15 protein-coding genes and 1 riboswitch are annotated in these 17,512 nt (G+C 48.7%); of the genes, 3 read left to right on the forward strand and 12 right to left on the reverse strand.

Features of this window, described 5'->3' with window-relative positions; genetic code table 11:
* The 11 genes from FJ444_RS17490 to FJ444_RS17540 form a co-directional block, all read right to left on the reverse strand.
* Positions 1 to 1,620: a sensor histidine kinase gene (locus FJ444_RS17490; RefSeq protein ID WP_140960485.1), complete on the reverse strand. Its 1,620-nt coding sequence runs from the start codon at positions 1,618 to 1,620 to the stop codon at positions 1 to 3.
* A 195-nt stretch (positions 1,621 to 1,815) separates the two neighbouring features.
* A complete protein-coding gene (rpoS, locus tag FJ444_RS17495) occupies positions 1,816 to 2,805 on the reverse strand; it encodes an RNA polymerase sigma factor RpoS (RefSeq protein WP_140960487.1) in 990 nt (329 codons plus the stop codon).
* Positions 2,806 to 2,881: 76 nt separating this feature from the next.
* Entirely contained in the window at positions 2,882 to 3,634 is a 753-nt protein-coding gene (locus tag FJ444_RS17500; RefSeq protein ID WP_255439288.1) for a peptidoglycan DD-metalloendopeptidase family protein, read from the reverse strand.
* Positions 3,635 to 3,720: 86 nt separating this feature from the next.
* Positions 3,721 to 4,299 carry a YqaA family protein gene (locus FJ444_RS17505; protein ID WP_140960491.1) on the reverse strand — a complete coding sequence of 193 codons (579 nt, stop codon included), beginning with the start codon at positions 4,297 to 4,299 and terminating at the stop codon, positions 3,721 to 3,723.
* Positions 4,296 to 4,931 (reverse strand): protein-L-isoaspartate(D-aspartate) O-methyltransferase, encoded by a 636-nt coding sequence (locus tag FJ444_RS17510; RefSeq protein ID WP_140960493.1) that lies wholly within the window; start codon positions 4,929 to 4,931, stop codon positions 4,296 to 4,298. The genes FJ444_RS17505 and FJ444_RS17510 overlap by 4 nt, the downstream gene beginning before the upstream one ends.
* 41 nt (positions 4,932 to 4,972) lie before the next feature.
* On the reverse strand, positions 4,973 to 5,716 hold the full coding sequence (gene surE, locus FJ444_RS17515) for a 5'/3'-nucleotidase SurE (RefSeq protein ID WP_140960495.1): 744 nt from the start codon (positions 5,714 to 5,716) through the stop codon (positions 4,973 to 4,975).
* Positions 5,717 to 5,761: 45 nt separating this feature from the next.
* Positions 5,762 to 6,826 (reverse strand): tRNA pseudouridine(13) synthase TruD, encoded by a 1,065-nt coding sequence (gene truD / locus FJ444_RS17520; protein WP_181405218.1) that lies wholly within the window; start codon positions 6,824 to 6,826, stop codon positions 5,762 to 5,764.
* A complete protein-coding gene (gene ispF, locus FJ444_RS17525; RefSeq protein ID WP_304539679.1) occupies positions 6,823 to 7,299 on the reverse strand; it encodes a 2-C-methyl-D-erythritol 2,4-cyclodiphosphate synthase in 477 nt (158 codons plus the stop codon). Before ispF ends, truD begins: the two co-directional genes overlap by 4 nt.
* On the reverse strand, positions 7,299 to 8,003 hold the full coding sequence (gene ispD / locus FJ444_RS17530) for a 2-C-methyl-D-erythritol 4-phosphate cytidylyltransferase (RefSeq protein WP_140960501.1): 705 nt from the start codon (positions 8,001 to 8,003) through the stop codon (positions 7,299 to 7,301). Before ispD ends, ispF begins: the two co-directional genes overlap by 1 nt.
* Positions 8,004 to 8,006: 3 nt before the next feature.
* Entirely contained in the window at positions 8,007 to 8,297 is a 291-nt protein-coding gene (gene ftsB, locus FJ444_RS17535) for a cell division protein FtsB (protein WP_140960503.1), read from the reverse strand.
* 155 nt (positions 8,298 to 8,452) lie between these two features.
* A complete protein-coding gene (locus FJ444_RS17540) occupies positions 8,453 to 10,165 on the reverse strand; it encodes a TIGR03545 family protein (protein ID WP_140960505.1) in 1,713 nt (570 codons plus the stop codon).
* A gap of 357 nt (positions 10,166 to 10,522) precedes the next feature.
* Here FJ444_RS17540 and putA point away from each other — a divergent pair, with 357 nt between their 5' ends.
* Positions 10,523 to 14,323, forward strand: coding sequence for a bifunctional proline dehydrogenase/L-glutamate gamma-semialdehyde dehydrogenase PutA (gene putA, locus FJ444_RS17545; protein ID WP_140960507.1), 3,801 nt, complete (start codon positions 10,523 to 10,525; stop codon positions 14,321 to 14,323).
* Positions 14,324 to 14,448: 125 nt separating this feature from the next.
* Positions 14,449 to 14,544, forward strand: a riboswitch (yybP-ykoY riboswitch).
* An 82-nt stretch (positions 14,545 to 14,626) separates the two neighbouring features.
* Entirely contained in the window at positions 14,627 to 15,181 is a 555-nt protein-coding gene (locus FJ444_RS17550) for a TMEM165/GDT1 family protein (protein ID WP_140960509.1), read from the forward strand.
* Between the two features lie 58 nt (positions 15,182 to 15,239).
* Here the strand turns inward: FJ444_RS17550 and FJ444_RS17555 are convergent, their stop codons facing one another.
* Positions 15,240 to 15,830 (reverse strand): TIGR04211 family SH3 domain-containing protein, encoded by a 591-nt coding sequence (locus tag FJ444_RS17555; RefSeq protein ID WP_181405215.1) that lies wholly within the window; start codon positions 15,828 to 15,830, stop codon positions 15,240 to 15,242.
* Between the two features lie 162 nt (positions 15,831 to 15,992).
* Here FJ444_RS17555 and FJ444_RS17560 point away from each other — a divergent pair, with 162 nt between their 5' ends.
* Positions 15,993 to 17,504 (forward strand): inorganic triphosphatase, encoded by a 1,512-nt coding sequence (locus FJ444_RS17560; protein ID WP_140960513.1) that lies wholly within the window; start codon positions 15,993 to 15,995, stop codon positions 17,502 to 17,504.
* Positions 17,505 to 17,512: the final 8 nt, after the last annotated feature.

A 17,512-nucleotide genomic window follows, 5' to 3' on the forward strand; every position in this document is an offset into this window, starting at 1 on the left:
TTACACACCTTCTTGTTTGTTTATATCGTGCAAAATAAACGAAATGCAAAACCCTTCCCCTGGTACGCTGTCGTAATGCACATCACTGTCGAGTTTACTTTTCACCAAATTATAGACTACGCTCAATCCCAGCCCTGCATTGCCTGCGCCGCGTTTGGTGGTAAAAAAAGGTTCAAAGACTTTCTTTAAGTCCCGTTCGTTAATACCTATTCCGTTGTCACAAAACATAAATTCATAGTCATTGCCAGAAGGTGTCAGGGTAAGAGTAATTTCACATTGTTCCTGATCAGGTTTGATGGCATGGATAAGTGTGTTAGATGTTAAGTACGATAGAATTTGTGTGATCACAGTGGGATAGGTTTTTACTATTGCCGATGAGGGGAGTTGTAGCGTAAACAGAATCTTACTGGTATCGGAATTGACCCGGTAATTAGCTACGTATTCAGTTATTACTGAGACAACATCTACTTCTTCGGTTTGGCTGGCGTCATCTGAATTCAGCACCGCAACCCGTTTAAAACTCGATACAAGTTTTGACGCTCGTTGCATATTATTTATCGATAGATCGATAATATCTTTGGCTGACACCAGAAAATCTTCGAATTTTTGTGAATCCAGCACACCCTTCTTAAAGTCTGCTTCCAGTTCTGCAAGCAGTTCTCTCATGTGGGAGGTACTGGTAATGCTAATCCCCAGTGGTGTATTAACCTCGTGGGAAATGCCGGCTACTAACCCGCCCATTGCGTTGATCTTTTCTGCCTCGATGATTTTTTCCTGAGCAAATCTGAGTTGTTCAATTGCCTCGGACTTTTCATTATGGAGATGCGAAATTCGAACAGAATAGGTGTGCAGGGAGTAAATAAAGAATGCAATTACGGCAGACAGCAAGGGGATGATTAAATACCAGTATTGCTCGGGGCTGAACTGACGTCGAATAGTGATTTCCCAGCTGCGATCAAAAAAATCCAGTTCGGTAACATAGGCATCCAGCGATAACCTGTCTTTGCTGATATGGTCGTACAAGAGATAGGGTTTTCCATTGATGTACTCATTCAGTACAAAATCTTCTGCAATTTCATTGTCCAGGACCAGGCGGAACGCTTTCTCAAAGTCATACAAAAATAGCAGTATGCCCTCGCTGTCAGGCATGTTGTAAAAAACACCGATCAGGTTATGTCCATACTCATTGAATATAGGCGTAGTAAGGGCTTCGCCCACCGGCAACTGAGACAAGGTTTGTACGTTTGTTGCGTGGAATATTGCCTTTTCCAACGTGCTTTCATCGATACCAGAAGACGTTTGGAAAAGAGGCGCTTTACGGGTAAATATTTCGTTGCCGAAATACGCTACACCGGCAAGTGGCTTAAAGTGTTCAAACAAAACGGCGGTGTAATTATCAAACTCTTCTTTAGACACTGCGTTAGATGCAAGGTAGAAGCTCTCTATTGAACGAACCGGATAAGCCAGGTTTGAAAGTTCTTCCTGGGTAAGTAATACAAATTGTGTTACTGGCGTAACAAAATTCAGTTCTTTGTCTTGTTTTATCAGCGCACTGGCAATGTAAATTGCGCTAAAAATCAAGATGGCTGATGCCACTAATACGTATTTCAGTGATCTCATAAAACCGTTCAACACAACCTGCTTACACTAACTTTAATACAAAAACAAAATATTGCGTCTTTTCCTCTAGATTACTGGTATCAGTGCAAGAAAAGCAGAATGTAATGGATTAAAAAGAAGAGAATTCAAGCAACAAATAACATGCTATATTCGACACGGAACAACCGTGTCGAATACGCATCTGTTATCTATGAACTAGTTGAATTTGTTGAACAAGCTTTCCAGATCAAGACCCTGGTGGCCTAACATGTCTCGCAATCTGCGCAGACCTTCAACCTGAATCTGTCTTACCCGTTCGCGGGTGAGCCCAATTTCGGCACCCACATCTTCCAGCGTTGAGGGTTCATAACCCATCAGTCCGAATCGACGAGCCAGAACTTCGCGCTGCTTGGAGCTTAGCTCCTGTAACCAGCCAACAACATTGTTTTTAATATTGTTGTCTTGTAACTGCTCTTCAGGACTGGTGTCGTTGTCATCAGCCAGTATATCCAGCAGCGCTTTATCGTTTTCCCCACCTATTGGTGTATCAACCGAACTAATGCGTTCGTTCAGGCGCAACATTTTACTGACTTCGTCAATCGGCTTGTCCAGGAATACGGCAATATCTTCAGCGGTCGGCTCATGATCCAGCTGTTGTGCCAGTTCACGCGCAGCGCGCAGGTAGACGTTAAGCTCTTTAACGACATGGATAGGTAAACGAATAGTGCGCGTCTGGTTCATGATCGCACGTTCGATTGTTTGGCGGATCCACCATGTAGCGTATGTCGAGAATCTGAATCCTCTTTCAGGATCAAATTTTTCCACCGCCCGGATCAATCCCAGGTTACCTTCTTCAATCAGGTCCAATAATGCAAGGCCCCGATTGTTGTAACGGCGTGCAATTTTCACTACCAGCCGAAGGTTACTTACAATCATTCGTTTTCGGGATGCTTCACAACCTTTTAGTGCTCTTCGGGCAAAATGTACCTCTTCCTCAGCTGTTAGCAGAGGTGAAAAGCCAATTTCGCTCAAATAAAGCTGGGTTGCGTCTAAGTTTTTAGCAACTTCCTCTTGGTTAAACCAGGTATCAACCTGGTTGTCGTCGGTTTCTTCAGTGAACTCATCATCGGCTGTATCAGCCATATCGATGTTTTCAAGTTCGTCTTGGGGTGTAGCTTCGATGACAGCGTTATTTTGTTGACCCACAACTGTATCTCCTGCGTTATGTTACCTTTCGACGTTCTCCGGTTTCCTTAAATATTATTATTATTTATTGTTATTATTATGGTTGTTTGGGCAGATACTTGAGAGGGTCTAGCGACTTTCCGCGGTATCTGATCTCAAAATGTAATTTGTTCGTTGTGGTGCCTGAGCTACCCACTTTACCAATCACTTGTCCGGCTTCTATCCAGTCTCTTTCGCTAACAGCAATACTCTCGTTGTGAGCGTAAGCACTTAAAAACGAGTCCGTGTGTTTTATTATTATTAGATTTCCGTACCCGCGAAGCGCGTTACCAGCGTAAACCACTTTTCCCGCCGCGGCTGCAACCACATTGCTGCCTGGTGGTGCGTAAATGTCTACGCCATTGACTCCGGCTTCCGCACCATTTTGTGACTGTTCAAACTTTCCTTTTGCAGGCCATTGCCACTGGCTGACCCGCTCTGGAAACTCGTTAACTAACCGTTTGCTTTTTTTGATATTCGCTTGTGTTACAGGTTTGTTAACATTTGGTTCACAATCACAATACGCCTGGCTCTCTTTAGGGTCAATAGACATTTTTGTATTTTTTTTGCTGGTCGTACCAGTCGGTTTTTTGACATTAGACGAAGGTCTTAGGTTACTCGCGAGAGGTTGTAAATGCAGGGATTGGCCTGGATAAATAACATAAGGTGAAGCGAGATTATTCCACTTAGCAATATCCTGATAATCGTTGCCGGTATACCAGGCAATGGCAAATAACGTGTCACCGGATTGCACTGTATAGCTGGTTTGTTTTGGTGTATCAGGTAGTTCAGGCTGGCTGTTTAGTATCACTAAAGGTGCGGGGCGAGACGGACTACTGCAACCTGCAAGAGAGAGGGTCAGGCAACAGCAGGCTACCATGATCCGCCGAAGCGGGGTTAACGCAGGATAAGATAAGCGGCTACGGCTAGAATAATGACAGCCCATCCTATGACCTCAACATATTTTCGTAATTCCTGTTCCATTCTGGCACCGCCCCAGCGCATGAGTCCTGCCACCAGGTAGAATCTTGCTCCACGGCCAACTGCCGATGCTAACAAGAAGGGTAAGAAGGCCATTTGAAGAAAGCCTGCACTAATCGTAAACACTTTATAGGGGATGGGGGAGAAGCCGGCAATAAATACAATCCACACACCGTATTGTTCAAACCAACCCATAGCGGTTTCTAGTTTGTGCGTATAGCCTGCCGACTCTATTATTGGCTGCAACCAGCTTTCAAAAGCCAGATACCCCAGCACATAACCAGCAATGCCTCCTAAAATTGAAGCAATGGTTGTGATCATGGCAAAGTGCCAGGCTTTATTTGGGCTGGAAAGCGACATGGGGGCCAGCATCACATCGGGGGGAACGGGAAATATAACCGATTCCGCAAAACTCAGACCTGCCAGGTAGCGTGCTGCCCAGGGATGTTTTGCCCAGCGTAATGCCAGATCATAACAGGGTTGAAATAGCTTCAAAGTAGCGCTCCTGCTACTAATGGTACAAAACGGACGGCTTCGATAGTTTTTTCCTGGAGTTGGCCGTCGATTTTATCGATACACAGCAATTGCTGGTTATCATCGCCAACCGGAATAATTAACCTGCCACCTTCATTTAACTGGTCGGTTAACGCTACCGGCAAACTGCTGGCTGCTGCGGTAACAATAATGCGGTCGTAAGGCCCTTTACTGGCCCAACCTTGCCATCCGTCACCGTGCTTCATTTTCACATTGTGTAAATCGAGCTGGTTCATTCGACGCTTGGCCTGAAACTGCAGGGCTTTTATTCGCTCAACTGAAAAAATATGAGGAAACAACACAGCTAATATGGCGGTTTGATAGCCTGAGCCTGTTCCAATTTCCAGTACATTATTGGCAGGTGTCGCAGACGCAAGCAGCAATTCACTCATTTTTGCCACGATATAGGGTTGTGATATGGTTTGCCCCTGACCTATGGGTAATGCCGTATTTTGATAGGCCTTGTGTTTTAGTGCATCGGGAATAAAAATCTCCCGCGGGACACTGGCAATCGCATTTAATACCCGCTGGTTGCTCACGCCTTCATCGCACAGTAATTGTGCCAGTATTTCGCCTTTTGTTGTTTTTCTCATGCAGTTGTTATCTTCGTTGAATGTTGCTGTGTTGGCAGTGACTACATTGCCAACCACTTCTCCATGTCTTTAATACTATCCCGGGCCGTCATATCAACGGTTAACGGTGTAATTGAGCAATAGCCATTTGCAATGGCGTGAAAATCTGTGCCTGGTCCGGCATCCTGTTCTGCTCCAGCCGGACCATACCAGTAAATTTCCCGACCGAACGGATCGGTTGCCTTTACCATCCCTTCTGCACGATGGCGACGCCCCTGACGGGTTACTTTTATGCCAGCCAGTTCTGCATAGGGCACATCGGGGACGTTGATATTCAGAATCTGATTTGCCGGTAACGGATGACTCAGTAGTTTTTCAATGACATCGCATACCACCCGCGCAGCGGTTTCAAAGTGCTTACCTTCATGACTGCATAGCGATACGGCAATTGCCGGCAGCCCCATATATCTGCCCTCAGTTGCCGCCGCTACGGTGCCCGAGTAAATCACATCATCGCCTAAATTAGCGCCGTGATTGATGCCCGACACCACTAATTCCGGATCTTCCTCTAAAAAACAGTTCAGGCCAAGGTGCACACAATCTGACGGCGTCCCGTTTACAGCGTAAAATCCGCTGTCCATTTGCTGAATTCGCAATGGTTGATGCAAAGACAAAGCATTGCTGGCGCCACTGCAATTGCGATCAGGTGCAATCACGGTAACGTCATGCTTCTCTTTCAAGGCGCGATACAAAACGGCAATACCTTTTGCAAATACGCTATCGTCGTTACTCAATAAAATCTTCATAGTTGCCCTGATGTATTGGTGTGCTAACCAGTTAACTGATCATACTTAACTGCCCAATTCCGTGATCTGCGCGCATTCGCGTAGCACGGACGTTGCAAAGCACCCTGGAGGCAGGAAAAATCGAATGTTTAATGTATCACCTTGGGTGTTGCATTCAAGCTGTCGGGGCCAAATAATTGCGGCGCGTCGCTCCATTTTTAGCCCTTGCCCGGCCAGAAAGGCCGTCACCTCGCCATACTGGTTAAACGTGCTGTGCTCGAACGCCTCTGCCTGCCCCTGGCTCCCCAGGTCACCCTCGCCCCACAAAGGGATAGTGGTAGAAATATCTTTGTCAGCCAAACGTTGAGCTAATGAGCTATCGTTATCACCGGCAATAAAAATACTGTTTGAACCGCTCAGATTCATCACATCGCCTGGCAATATTGTGCTCAGCTTGCCCGCATTCAGACGAATGGATAGTCCCTCGTTAAATAACCAGCTGCGCAGGGCTGATAAGGCCATTGAACGTTTGTTGCGATTGCGAATGTCCTCGCCATTTATCATGCGCTCAGCCATAAGCAGATTGCCACCGCGTTGTACTTCACCCGATTCCTGCAGGCGTTGTACACCAAATCGCTGGCTGCCATAGTAGTTTGGCGCGCCTTCACTGGCGATCTGATTTAAGCGTGCCAACACTTCATCTTGCCCGGTTACGTCGCGCAGTGTGATATCAAAATAATTGCCCTTTAACTGACCAGTGCGCAGTTTTTTATTGTGGCGTTTTGCTTCGATTATTCGGGCGCCCTCAAGCACAAAGGCAGACCAGTCAAACGCCTGTTTTCCCGGCACGTGTATACCAAACCACTGGCGCGTAACTGCGTACTTGTCCTTTCGGCCTGCATAAGTCACCTGGCGAAGTGGCAATTTGCAAAACTTCGCCAATTGTTCGGCAACAAAGGCTGTGTTCAGGTTCGTTTTTTCCAGATACACATAAATGTGTTCACCGTCTCCGGTTAAGTCATATCCCAGACTTTCGTTAACCTGAAAATCCTCGGGCTGCTGTTTAAATACAGCGGTGGCAGATGGCAGGCCAAATCGGAAGGCCCAGTGTTCAGTTGTTAGCTGCATTATGATTTCGCCATTAATAACACGACGGCGTATGCCGCAATGCCTTCTTTACGGCCAGCAAACCCCAGCTTTTCTGTGGTGGTGGCTTTTACATTTATATTATCAATACTCACACCACAATCCGCAGCAAGAAGGTTGCGCATAGCGTCGATGTGAGGCGCCATTTTAGGGGCTTGCGCAACGATGGTCGTGTCGGCATTGCCAAGGACGTATCCCTTTTGGTTGATTAAACGCATTACATGGCGGAGTAACACCCTACTGTCTGCGCCTGAATAGGCTTCATCAGTATCCGGAAAGTGTTTGCCAATGTCGCCTAACGCCATTGCTCCAAGCAATGCATCACATAACGCATGTATCAGCACATCGCCGTCTGAATGCGCCAGCAAACCCTGCTCGTAATCAATCTTTACGCCGCCAATGGTAATGGGCCCATTACCGCCAAATTTGTGCACGTCGTAGCCATGCCCAATTCGAATCATTGCTGTTCACCTTGTTGAAGATAAAAAGTTGCCAGCGGCAAATCTGCCGGGCGGGTTACTTTTATGTTGGCCGGATTGCCATCTATCAGCAATACGTCTTTGCCCGCGAACTCCATTGCCGATGCTTCATCGGTAATGTCGGCACCGGCGGCGAGTGCCGCGTTAAGCGCCCGACGCAATTCACCAGCGCGAAATAGTTGTGGTGTAAGTGCGTGCCACAAATTGTCGCGACTTTCGGTATGTGCAATAACCGCAGGCACACTGTCTGATTTAGCACGCTTCATAGTATCGCGCACTGGCGTTGCCAGAATGCCGCCATTGAAATCCGCTTTTTGAATATGGCCAATGAGTGTGTCTAAATCCTGCTGGCTGATACAGGGACGGGCAGCGTCATGTACCAGCGCCCATTCATCCTCATTAAGGGCTGCCAGCGCATTGTTAACTGAGACGGCCCGGCTATCGCCGCCCTCTACGGTTGTTAACCAGGGCGCGTTGTGAATAGAAAGCTGGTGGAAATACGTATCATCAGGGCTGAGGGCTACCACAATTCGCGAAACCGCAGGGTGTGCTTTTAACGCTAACAGCGTGTGTTCCAGAATAGTGTATTTGCCAATGGTTAAATATTGCTTGGGTTTATTGGCTTGCATGCGCGCCCCAATGCCAGCCGCAGGGACTACGGCCACAATTGTCGGAACAGTCATTTGCTATTCTTCTTCTGAGGGTAATATTCGATAAAAGGTTTCGCCGCGCTTAATCAGGCCCAGCTCGTTGCGGGCACGTTCTTCAATGGCTTCAAGACCAATGGTAAGATCACTGATATCGGCTTTCAGCAGCGCATTGCGCTGCACAAGATTTGCATTTTGCAGGGCCTGCTTTTCCGCTTCCTGCTGTTTGGTAACGTAGTCCGGGATACTGTTTTTACCGAACCACAGGCGATACTGTAATAAGCCCAGTAGCCCCAGTAATACCAACAATATCCACTTATCTCGCCACACAGTGTTTACCTGTTTTTTTAATTGTATCCGGCAATTTACTGTGTTTACCGAATGGTTTTCATTAGGGCTGAATGGGCTGTTACCAGGCCCTTCCGGCTGCGGCCATTGGATACTTGTTCAGGCTGGCAGCCGGTTTATTATGCCGCGCTCAGTGTTTAACGTCCATCGCCTTTGTTGAACAGTTTATTCAACAGTTTTTCCTTTTGTTTTTCAACGGCATTGTTCAGGGTGGTTTTTAACAGTTCATCCAATGTCGCGCTATCTTGCTGCGTATTGCTGAGTAATCCGGACAAATCACCTAACTCGGTTGATAGTGCAGATGACTGTGTGGCCACCATTTGCTGCAGGCGATTTTGCAACTTGGCTAACTGTGCTTGCTTTTCTTTATCCAGCGATGCAAGTGCTGCACTGGCTAATCGTGTGTCTAAGTCTGATGCTAAGGCGAACTTGGGCGCAGTGAGACTGCCGGAAATGTCGAGGTTGATCCCCAGGTCGTGCAAGTCTCCCAGTGCACTCGCTACGGCATTAGTGACTTTGTCGCTGCCTGCTGCCGCCAGTATCAGTTCAGATAAATCAACACTGCCACTGCCACTGAGCTGGTTATCGGTAATGGTAAGCGCCCCTGCGGAGGCCAGTAGTGCCTTTTTAATCGAGGCATCAAGGCGTTTGTTTTCAGTAAGGGGAATACTGTCTAACAGCAGGCCGGCAATTTGCCAGCTTTGTTTGGCATCCAATCCGTTTTCGTCCAGGAAGAACTCGCCTTCAGTGCGGAACTGCTGTTTGCTCTGATTCGCTGCGTTAAGTAAAAACGTGGTGGGGTTGCCAAAAATACTGTGTACGTTGGTAATGTTTTTCCAGTCTCCGCTAAGCAGTGTATCCTGCCAGTTAACCGATACATTGGCCTGGCGTATCAGTACCTGCATCGGGTCGGTAACTTCTTCGGCTTCCTCCGCTGCGGGTTCGCCCTTGAGTAATGGCACAATAATGTCAAACGCAGCAAACAAGTACTGATTGTATTCTGCTGCTTTAGGTCCAAATACCGCTGCTGTTAGTTGCGAAAGTGCAGCCTGATCACCAGCGTAAATCCCCTTGAGCAGTTCATAGTCTTCCTGAGGTGCTGATTTGAGCGCTTGCAGTGAATCTGACATGGCAGACTTTGCTTCCGACGCTTTGTCGGTAAACGCGGAGATTAGCGCTTTGTCCTGCTTAATGGATTCTTTCAATTGTTCAAGGGTTTGCTTGGCCTGCAGAATCGCGGCCGGGTCTTTTAAATTGGTTTCTTTCAGCGCTTTAACCTGGGCTTTGTATTGCTCAAGTTTGGCTTTGTCTGGCAATGCTTCGTAGTCTTGCTTCAGACCGTCGGCATAAGTGTTATAGGTTTGCTGGGCTTGTTCCACCGCGGCAGTGGTTTTTAAGGGGGAACGGGCCAGTAATTCATCTACGCCAGGCAGCGCTTCTTTGGCTTCTGCCAGTAGTGCTTCGAAAGATTGCCCATCAGGCTGTTTCAAGACCATACCTGGCCTTTTGCGGGGCTGATCAAATGCTACGTTGGTAACGGCCAGTTCATTCATGATCAACTGGTTGCTAAGTAATGGCCAGAACTCCACGTCGCCTTTTAGCTGGCCAACCACTACCTGATTGCGATCTGGTTTGGCCGGATTCGTTAGTTCAATGGAATCAATGCTAACGCTAAGCGGAAATAAGTGGTGCTCAAACTGCCCAATATTCACCTCGGCACCATACGACTGTGTGAGTTGAGACTCCAGCACAGACTTGATCAGACTGTCTGCGAACAACCAATACAGCACAACTGGCACTAATAAGATGGCCAGTGTCCAGGTTGCCAGTTTTCCCGCTTTACTTTGCATGAATCACTCCTTTAAAAAATAGATGTCCCGGCTGCTGATTTTGCATTCTGACAGCGCCGAACAGCACGCTTTATATACGGTTCACCTTCACATACCGCATGAATCCCGCTAAGCGTCGGGATAGCCTTGACGCACCCATTTCAGCCCGATACTGTGGCAACTAAATAGTACGTTACTACACGCGTTATCTGCGGACCGTTAATCACAGAGCATAGGCGGCGTGTCAGCCTTTCGCTACACTATAGGGATTAACCTGATGCGTTCCGGCAAAACGCAGTGGCAACGTAAACTACTACCGCATGAAAGACGGTAAGCATATTAACTTTTTATACGACAGATTGTACACAAAGGGGTTCAATGTTAACGCAACGCACTTTTTCTACGGCCAGTCCAATCCGCCAGCGGATCAGGGATTTCTATCGCATTCCTGAGACCGACGCGGTTGACCAGATTTTACCTATCGCGGAAGTGAACCCAAGAGCGCGCAGCCGCGCTTGGGAACGAGCACGCCGTATGGTGCTGCAAATTCGCCGCGAGCAGGAAAGTCATGGCGGCGTGGACGCACTGCTAAATGAATATTCGTTGTCCACTGCTGAGGGTGTAGTACTTATGTGTCTGGCAGAAGCCTTATTGCGCGTGCCAGATAAAGCCACCCAGGACGAATTGATTCGCGACAAGCTCTCTAAAGGACAATGGACACCGCATTTGGGCAACAGCGAATCCTTATTTGTAAATGCCTCTTCGTGGGGATTGCTGTTCACCGGTAATATGGTGAATTACGCCGACAAGCGCAAGAGTGAGCAGTTCGGCCTGCTCAAGAAAACATTAGGGCGTCTGGGTGAACCTGTAATACGCCGTGCCATGAATATTGCCATGAAGGTAATGGGCCGCCAGTTTGTAATGGGCGAAACCATTGAAAATGCCGTTGAGCGGGCGATTGAGAAAGAAAAGAAAGGTTATGTCTACAGCTATGACATGCTGGGCGAAGGGGCGCGAACTGCCAAAGATGCTAACCGCTACTATGAGTCGTATGTAAAAGCGATCAAAGTCATCGGTAAAGCTGCTGGTGGAAAGGGGCCACGTAAATCGCCCGGGATCTCGGTAAAGCTGTCTGCTATTCATCCGCGCTATGAGTTTGTGCAGTATGAGCGTGTAATGGCTGAGCTGCCAGCCAAACTCAAAGCATTGTGTCTGATGGCAAAGGAATACAATATTGGATTAACGGTTGATGCTGAAGAAGCGGATCGCCTGGAAACTTCACTGGATATTATTGAAACGGTGTTCCGCGATCCTGAACTGGCAGGCTGGGAAGGGTTTGGCCTGGCGGTGCAGGCCTATCAGAAGCGTGCTATTCACGTAATTGAATGGTTGCGGGAACTCACCCAGGATGTCGGCCGTAAGATGATGGTGCGGCTGGTAAAAGGCGCGTATTGGGATACTGAAATCAAGCTTACCCAAATGGCGGGATTGGATGGTTTCCCGGTGTTTACCCGTAAGTCGTCAACGGACGTGTCTTATCACGCCTGCGCAAACCGCTTGCTCGCCTACCGCGATTCTATATATCCGCAGTTTGCCACTCACAATGCCTACACCGCGTCGGTTATTATTGAGCTGGCCGGTGACGATAAGCAAGGTTTTGAATTCCAGTGCCTGCATGGCATGGGCGATACGCTGTACGACCAGGTCGTGTCAGAAGAACACATTCAGTGTCGTGTGTATGCCCCGGTGGGTGTACACGAAGATTTGCTGGCCTATCTGGTACGCCGGTTGTTGGAAAATGGTGCCAATTCATCATTCGTGAATGCCATTGTAGATGACAGCAAGCCGGTAGAAGCGTTATTGGAAGACCCGGTAGAGAAAACCCAGCGATTAACGTACCGTTACAACAAACAAATTCAGCAGTCTTCTGACCTGTATGCGCCCGAGCGGATTAATTCCAAAGGGTTGGATGTGACTGATCTCAACACTGTGGGTAACCTTAAATACAGTTTATCGCGTTGGGCCGAGCATTATCGTATCGATGCTTCAGCACTGCCAGAACAGGCCGTAGCCGTGTTAAACCCAGCAAACCATAACGATGTAGTAGGGTATCACCACTACACTAGTGAAGCCGGCATCCGGGCCGCGTTAGATAAAGCTGATAGCGGTTTTGCAGCCTGGTCATCGCGCTCCATGAGCGAACGCGCGCTGTTGCTGAATCAGTTTGCCGATGCGTTAGAACGTCACACCGACGAACTGATCGCGTTGTGTATCCGGGAAGCCGGTAAGGTAACGCAAGACTCAGTAGATGAAATTCGCGAAGCGGTGGATTTCTGCCGCTATTACGCTGCCCGTGCGGTCGAGTTGGGACAAGACGATCGCCTGGTGCCGCGCGGAGTCGTGCTGTGTATCAGCCCCTGGAACTTCCCGCTGGCAATTTTCCTGGGGCAGGTTGTTGCTGCACTGGTAACCGGTAACACGGTGGTTGCTAAACCTGCTGAGCAAACCAGTATTATCGCTGTGCGTGCAGTGGAAATAATGCGCGCCGTAGGGTTGCCGGAAGATGCGCTGCAACTGGTTGTTGCAAAAGGGCCGGATGTGGGCAGCGTATTATTGCCCGATGAACGTGTGAAAGCGGTCATGTTTACCGGATCTACGCAAACCGGTACGTATATTTCCAAAGTGCTTGCACAACGGGGTGGGGAGCAAGTGCCGCTGATTGCCGAAACCGGTGGTCAGAACTGCATGATTGTTGACTCCACGGCGTTACCCGAGCAAGTAATTGATGATGTTATCCATTCCGGCTTCCAAAGTGCAGGGCAGCGTTGTTCTGCCCTGCGCGTGTTATTTGTGCAGGAAGATATCGCCGAAACCATCATCAGCATGTTAACCGGGGCGATGAAAGAACTACAGATTGGCAATCCAGCATGGTTAAGCACTGATGTAGGCCCGGTTATTGATCAAAAAGCGCTCAAATCGCTGAAAGAGCACGAAGTGTACATGCAGCAAAATGGCAAGTTGTTGTATCAGTCTGCTATTCCTGAGGAATGTGCAACCGGTACATTCTTCCCACCAACCTTATACGAAATCCGTGATTTGAGCGTGCTTACCCGCGAAGTGTTTGGTCCGGTTGTCCATGTTGTGCGTTACAAAGCCAAGCAGTTGAACGATGTGCTGGCCCAAATAAACGGTACCGGATTTGGCCTGACCATGGGGATTCACTCCCGTATTGAAGAGCGGGCCAACGAGTTGGCAGCGCATTGCCGGGTAGGCAACGTGTATGTTAACCGCAATATGATTGGTGCGATTGTGGGCGTGCAACCGTTTGGTGGTCGCGGCTTGTCTGGCACGGGGCCAAAAGCGGGTGGTCCGAACTATCTGCCGCGACTAATGATGGAAAAAGCCACGCCAAAGCCAACCCGCTTAGCTGGCGATGTAAGTCCGGATTTGGCTCTTACGGGGACGCCTGAACAAGCCAAACAAGCTGCGGAAATCATGCGCAGCGCCTGTGAAGTTGAAGAGCTGTGGAGACATACTCCACTGAACGAGCGTATATCCAAAGTACGTCAATTGCTGGCCAAACTGGCTACCGTTGACAGCGTTGAGGAATTGGCTGACGATCTCAACCGTACGCTGGCTTCCGCCCGCTCACAACTGATGAGTATTGAGAAAAAGCTGGCCCGGCCGTTGACGTTACCTGGCCCAACGGGTGAGTCGAACAAGCTCTACCTTGAGCCGCGTGGTGTACTGGTGTGTTTTGCCGATAAGGACGTCACCTTTGAATACTGGGCGTTGTCGATAGTTACTGCGCTGGCAACCGGTAACTGTGTGGTGTCGGTTGTGTCTGAACTGTTCTACGAAGAAGCAATGGCGGTTAAGGATAAGTTTAAAGCCGTTGGCGCGCCTGAGGCTGTTTTCCAGGTAGCGCGACTGGGGCATCTGGACGCGTTGCTCAAAGATCAGAAGCTGGCCGGTGTAGTGGCAGACAGCAATACTGAGCGAACTGCGCACATTACAGCGATGCTGGCGGAACGTGAAGGGGCTATACTGCCCGTGATCACCGCTGAATATACCGACAAGCTGATTCAGCGTTTGATGACAGAGAAGACCATCAGCACCGATACAACCGCCTCTGGCGGTAATACGTCGCTGATGACCATGGTAGAAGAAGACGAGTAATCCCGACAACTATCCCGACGACTATCCCGGCAAGACTGACGCTTATCGCAATGTGTTGGTGAATGCCGGGTGAAGTGGTATAGTTCGCATCAAGGCACAGGTGCAAGCTTTAGCAAACCTGTGCTCTTTCTGTGTTAGGGGAGTAGCTTTCTCAACCGAGAGTCGTTATCAACATACTTGGAACGCATTTCCATGGTAACGGCGTAGTTGGCATCAACTATTAGCAAGACCTAAGACGATAACCGGTCCTACGCGGGACGCCGGCTGTTGTCTTATGTCTGTACTGTCCCGCCGGAAATTTTAATGGAAGCATTTCTTTCTTCGTTAACCACGGTAGCCATTGCCGAGATTGGCGACAAAACTCAACTCCTGTCTTTACTGCTGACTGTCCGTTTCAGGAATAACCTGGCGATTGTGGCTGGCATACTGGTAGCAACGCTACTAAATCATACTGTGTCTGCGTGGGCTGGTATTTGGCTGGCCTCCTGGTTTACCCCTGCGCTAAGTAACTGGCTGTTTGCCGGTGCATTTATTGCTGTTGGTCTGTGGCTGTTGATTCCTGATAAAGACGAGGATGTGTCGTCGTCATTCGATAAATACGGCGCATTTCTGGCGTCCAGCGTGTTGTTTTTCCTGGCCGAAATGGGCGACAAAACACAACTGGCCACGATATTACTGGCAGGTGAATACCAAAGTATCGCCTGGGTGACATTGGGCTCGACGCTGGGAATGATGGTCGCCAATGTACCGGTAGTATATTTAGGTGAGCCGCTGATGCGGGCAATTCCTATGAAGCAGGTGCGCATAGGAGCGTCGGTGCTGTTTATTGCGTTGGGGATCTACTGGCTGGTGAGTTAGCTTCCGCAGGCGAAGTGCTTGATAAATCAACCCGGCACTTCGCCAACCTGGCTGTTTTCTACATCCAGGTGTCGTTGCGACGTCGGCGCTTGGGAATAAAGGTTACGATTATCCCCAGTAATACTCCGGCGCCGGCTACGATACCGCCATAGGTAAACATACGGTACAGCTCTTCGTTATCCTGAGATTGAATCTGCGCGGTTAACTGCTGTATGCGCTGTTGAGCCTGGGCCTGATCTGATTCCAGTTCACTGATTTGTTGTTTAGCTTCAACCAGTTGTTGTTGCAATTTTTGTTGCTTTGCTGTGAGCGCGCTAACCTGCTGATCGCGTTCGGCAACACGTTGGCTCAGCTCGGGTAACTGCGCCCGACGGGAAATGGTATTGATTAAAAATTGTGTTTCAATCCAACCTTCGCGTTCTTCTTCATCCTGAATTTGCGTGTATGATCCGTCGTCGCTGCGCCCCAGAATGGTTACTGGTAAGCCCGCTTCAATCGATCCTACGATGCGGTAATTGCGGCCCGGGCCGGAATGCATGAAAACGTACAAATCATCAGCAACATAGGCACCTGGCTGGTCGGCAGTGTCCTGGGCACTGGCTGGTAATGAAATAACCAGTAAACCGAAAATAAAAGAGAGCAGTCTCATAACGTTTCCAACAACCTGAACGAAAGCCCTGATGTTAGGGGGTGTTGCCCAGAAAGGCAAGTCTACAGGCTCGCGAGCACCACACAGTAACATTGCCAAAGGTGCGACAGGCAGGTAATGTACCAGCCATTATCCGCGTTGTTATTAATCTTTGTTCATCACATGTCAGAAACTGAAATAAAATTTGTTGCCCGGGAAAATCCACTTGAACAGCTGCGAAGCGCTGTGTTTCCGTTACTGCAGGAAAAAGGCATTAGCGTTCAGGAGGAAGGGGAGTCGTATTTACAAAATGACTATTACGACACCTCCGATCACCTGTTTCAGCAACACAAAATTGGCATGCGGGTGCGCGGAGCCAATGGTCAGTTTGAGCAAACCATAAAAACAAACGGTCAGGTGAGTGGCGGACTGCATCAGCGCCTTGAACTTAATGTGCCGCTGGCAAATGAGCAGCCGGATTTAACCTTGTTTGACACCATGCAATGGCCGGAAGGTGAAAGCGCCAGTGCGCTGAATGAGCGGTTGGCTAAACAATTTGGTACACACTTTACCCGCACACAGTTCGATATTGAGTTTGACGATGCACACATTGAACTGGTGGTGGATATCGGTCAGGTGAGCGCACCGCAGCAACAACATCAATCACCCATTTGTGAGATTGAACTGGAACTCAAACAAGGCAATTTACAGCGTATGTTTGAACTGGCTAACCTGTTACCGGGCAAATTGCCGGTGAGACTTAGCGATACCTCGAAAGCGGCACAGGGCTACCAGTTGCTCCACGGCATTCCAAATCGCATTACGCCGTTACCAGATTTTCTGCCGCTTACCGAGAATGTCAGCACTGAATCTGCATTTTGTCAGGCATTGGCATGTGGTTTAAGGCACTGGCAAACGCACGAACATCTGTTTTTCGAAACCCGTTCCCCCAAAATGCTGGCTGAAATTTCCCGCGCTGTACGTATGCTTATGCAAACGGTGTCGCTGTATTTACCGGTATTGCAATGCCAGACGATGCTGTCTTTACACAAAAGCCTGATGCGCTATGCCGAGGCCTGGTTGTGGCAGGATGATTTGCATAGCTTGCGTATGCTTCTGTCGAAAAAGAGCTTGTTTAATAAGCGGTTATCGCGGTATCCGGCACTGTTGAGTTATCTGCAAGGCCGCCAGGCTGGTTTGCTTCATGCGCATGATCCGGCGAGCCGATTGTACGAGGATACCCCCTCGCGCCTGAAATTGTCGATTGCACAGGTGCTGGAACAAAAGCCCTGGCGCGGGGTGGCAACCGGCTATGATTTACCTTTAATGGAACATGCGAAAGGATGGTTGTCGCAAGGATGGCAAACCGTTCAGCAGACAATGCCTATTCAGCGCCAGATGCACGCAGCAAATTATACCGCAGTGGAAGTGTTACTTCGCCAAACCCTGTTTAACGGATTTTTGGTTGCTGATTTATTTGCACAATCGCGGGGCCATTTTCGCGCGCCCTGGTTGGACATTCTTACTGGTATCGATGAACTCAACGCATTGCTGTTGCTGAAAAAATCCGTGTTCGATGCGGAATTGGCCGAACAGCAGGAGATACTGGAGTGGATTCAGCAAAAAACACAGAGTTTATTGCGTGTTATGGAGCGAAGTCGCCAGGCAGCTATGTCTGGTGATATTTACTGGTAATGAGGCAT

The organism is Aestuariibacter sp. GS-14 (genome assembly GCF_006494365.1).
GTDB classification, from domain to species: domain Bacteria; phylum Pseudomonadota; class Gammaproteobacteria; order Enterobacterales; family Alteromonadaceae; genus Alteromonas; species Alteromonas mangrovi.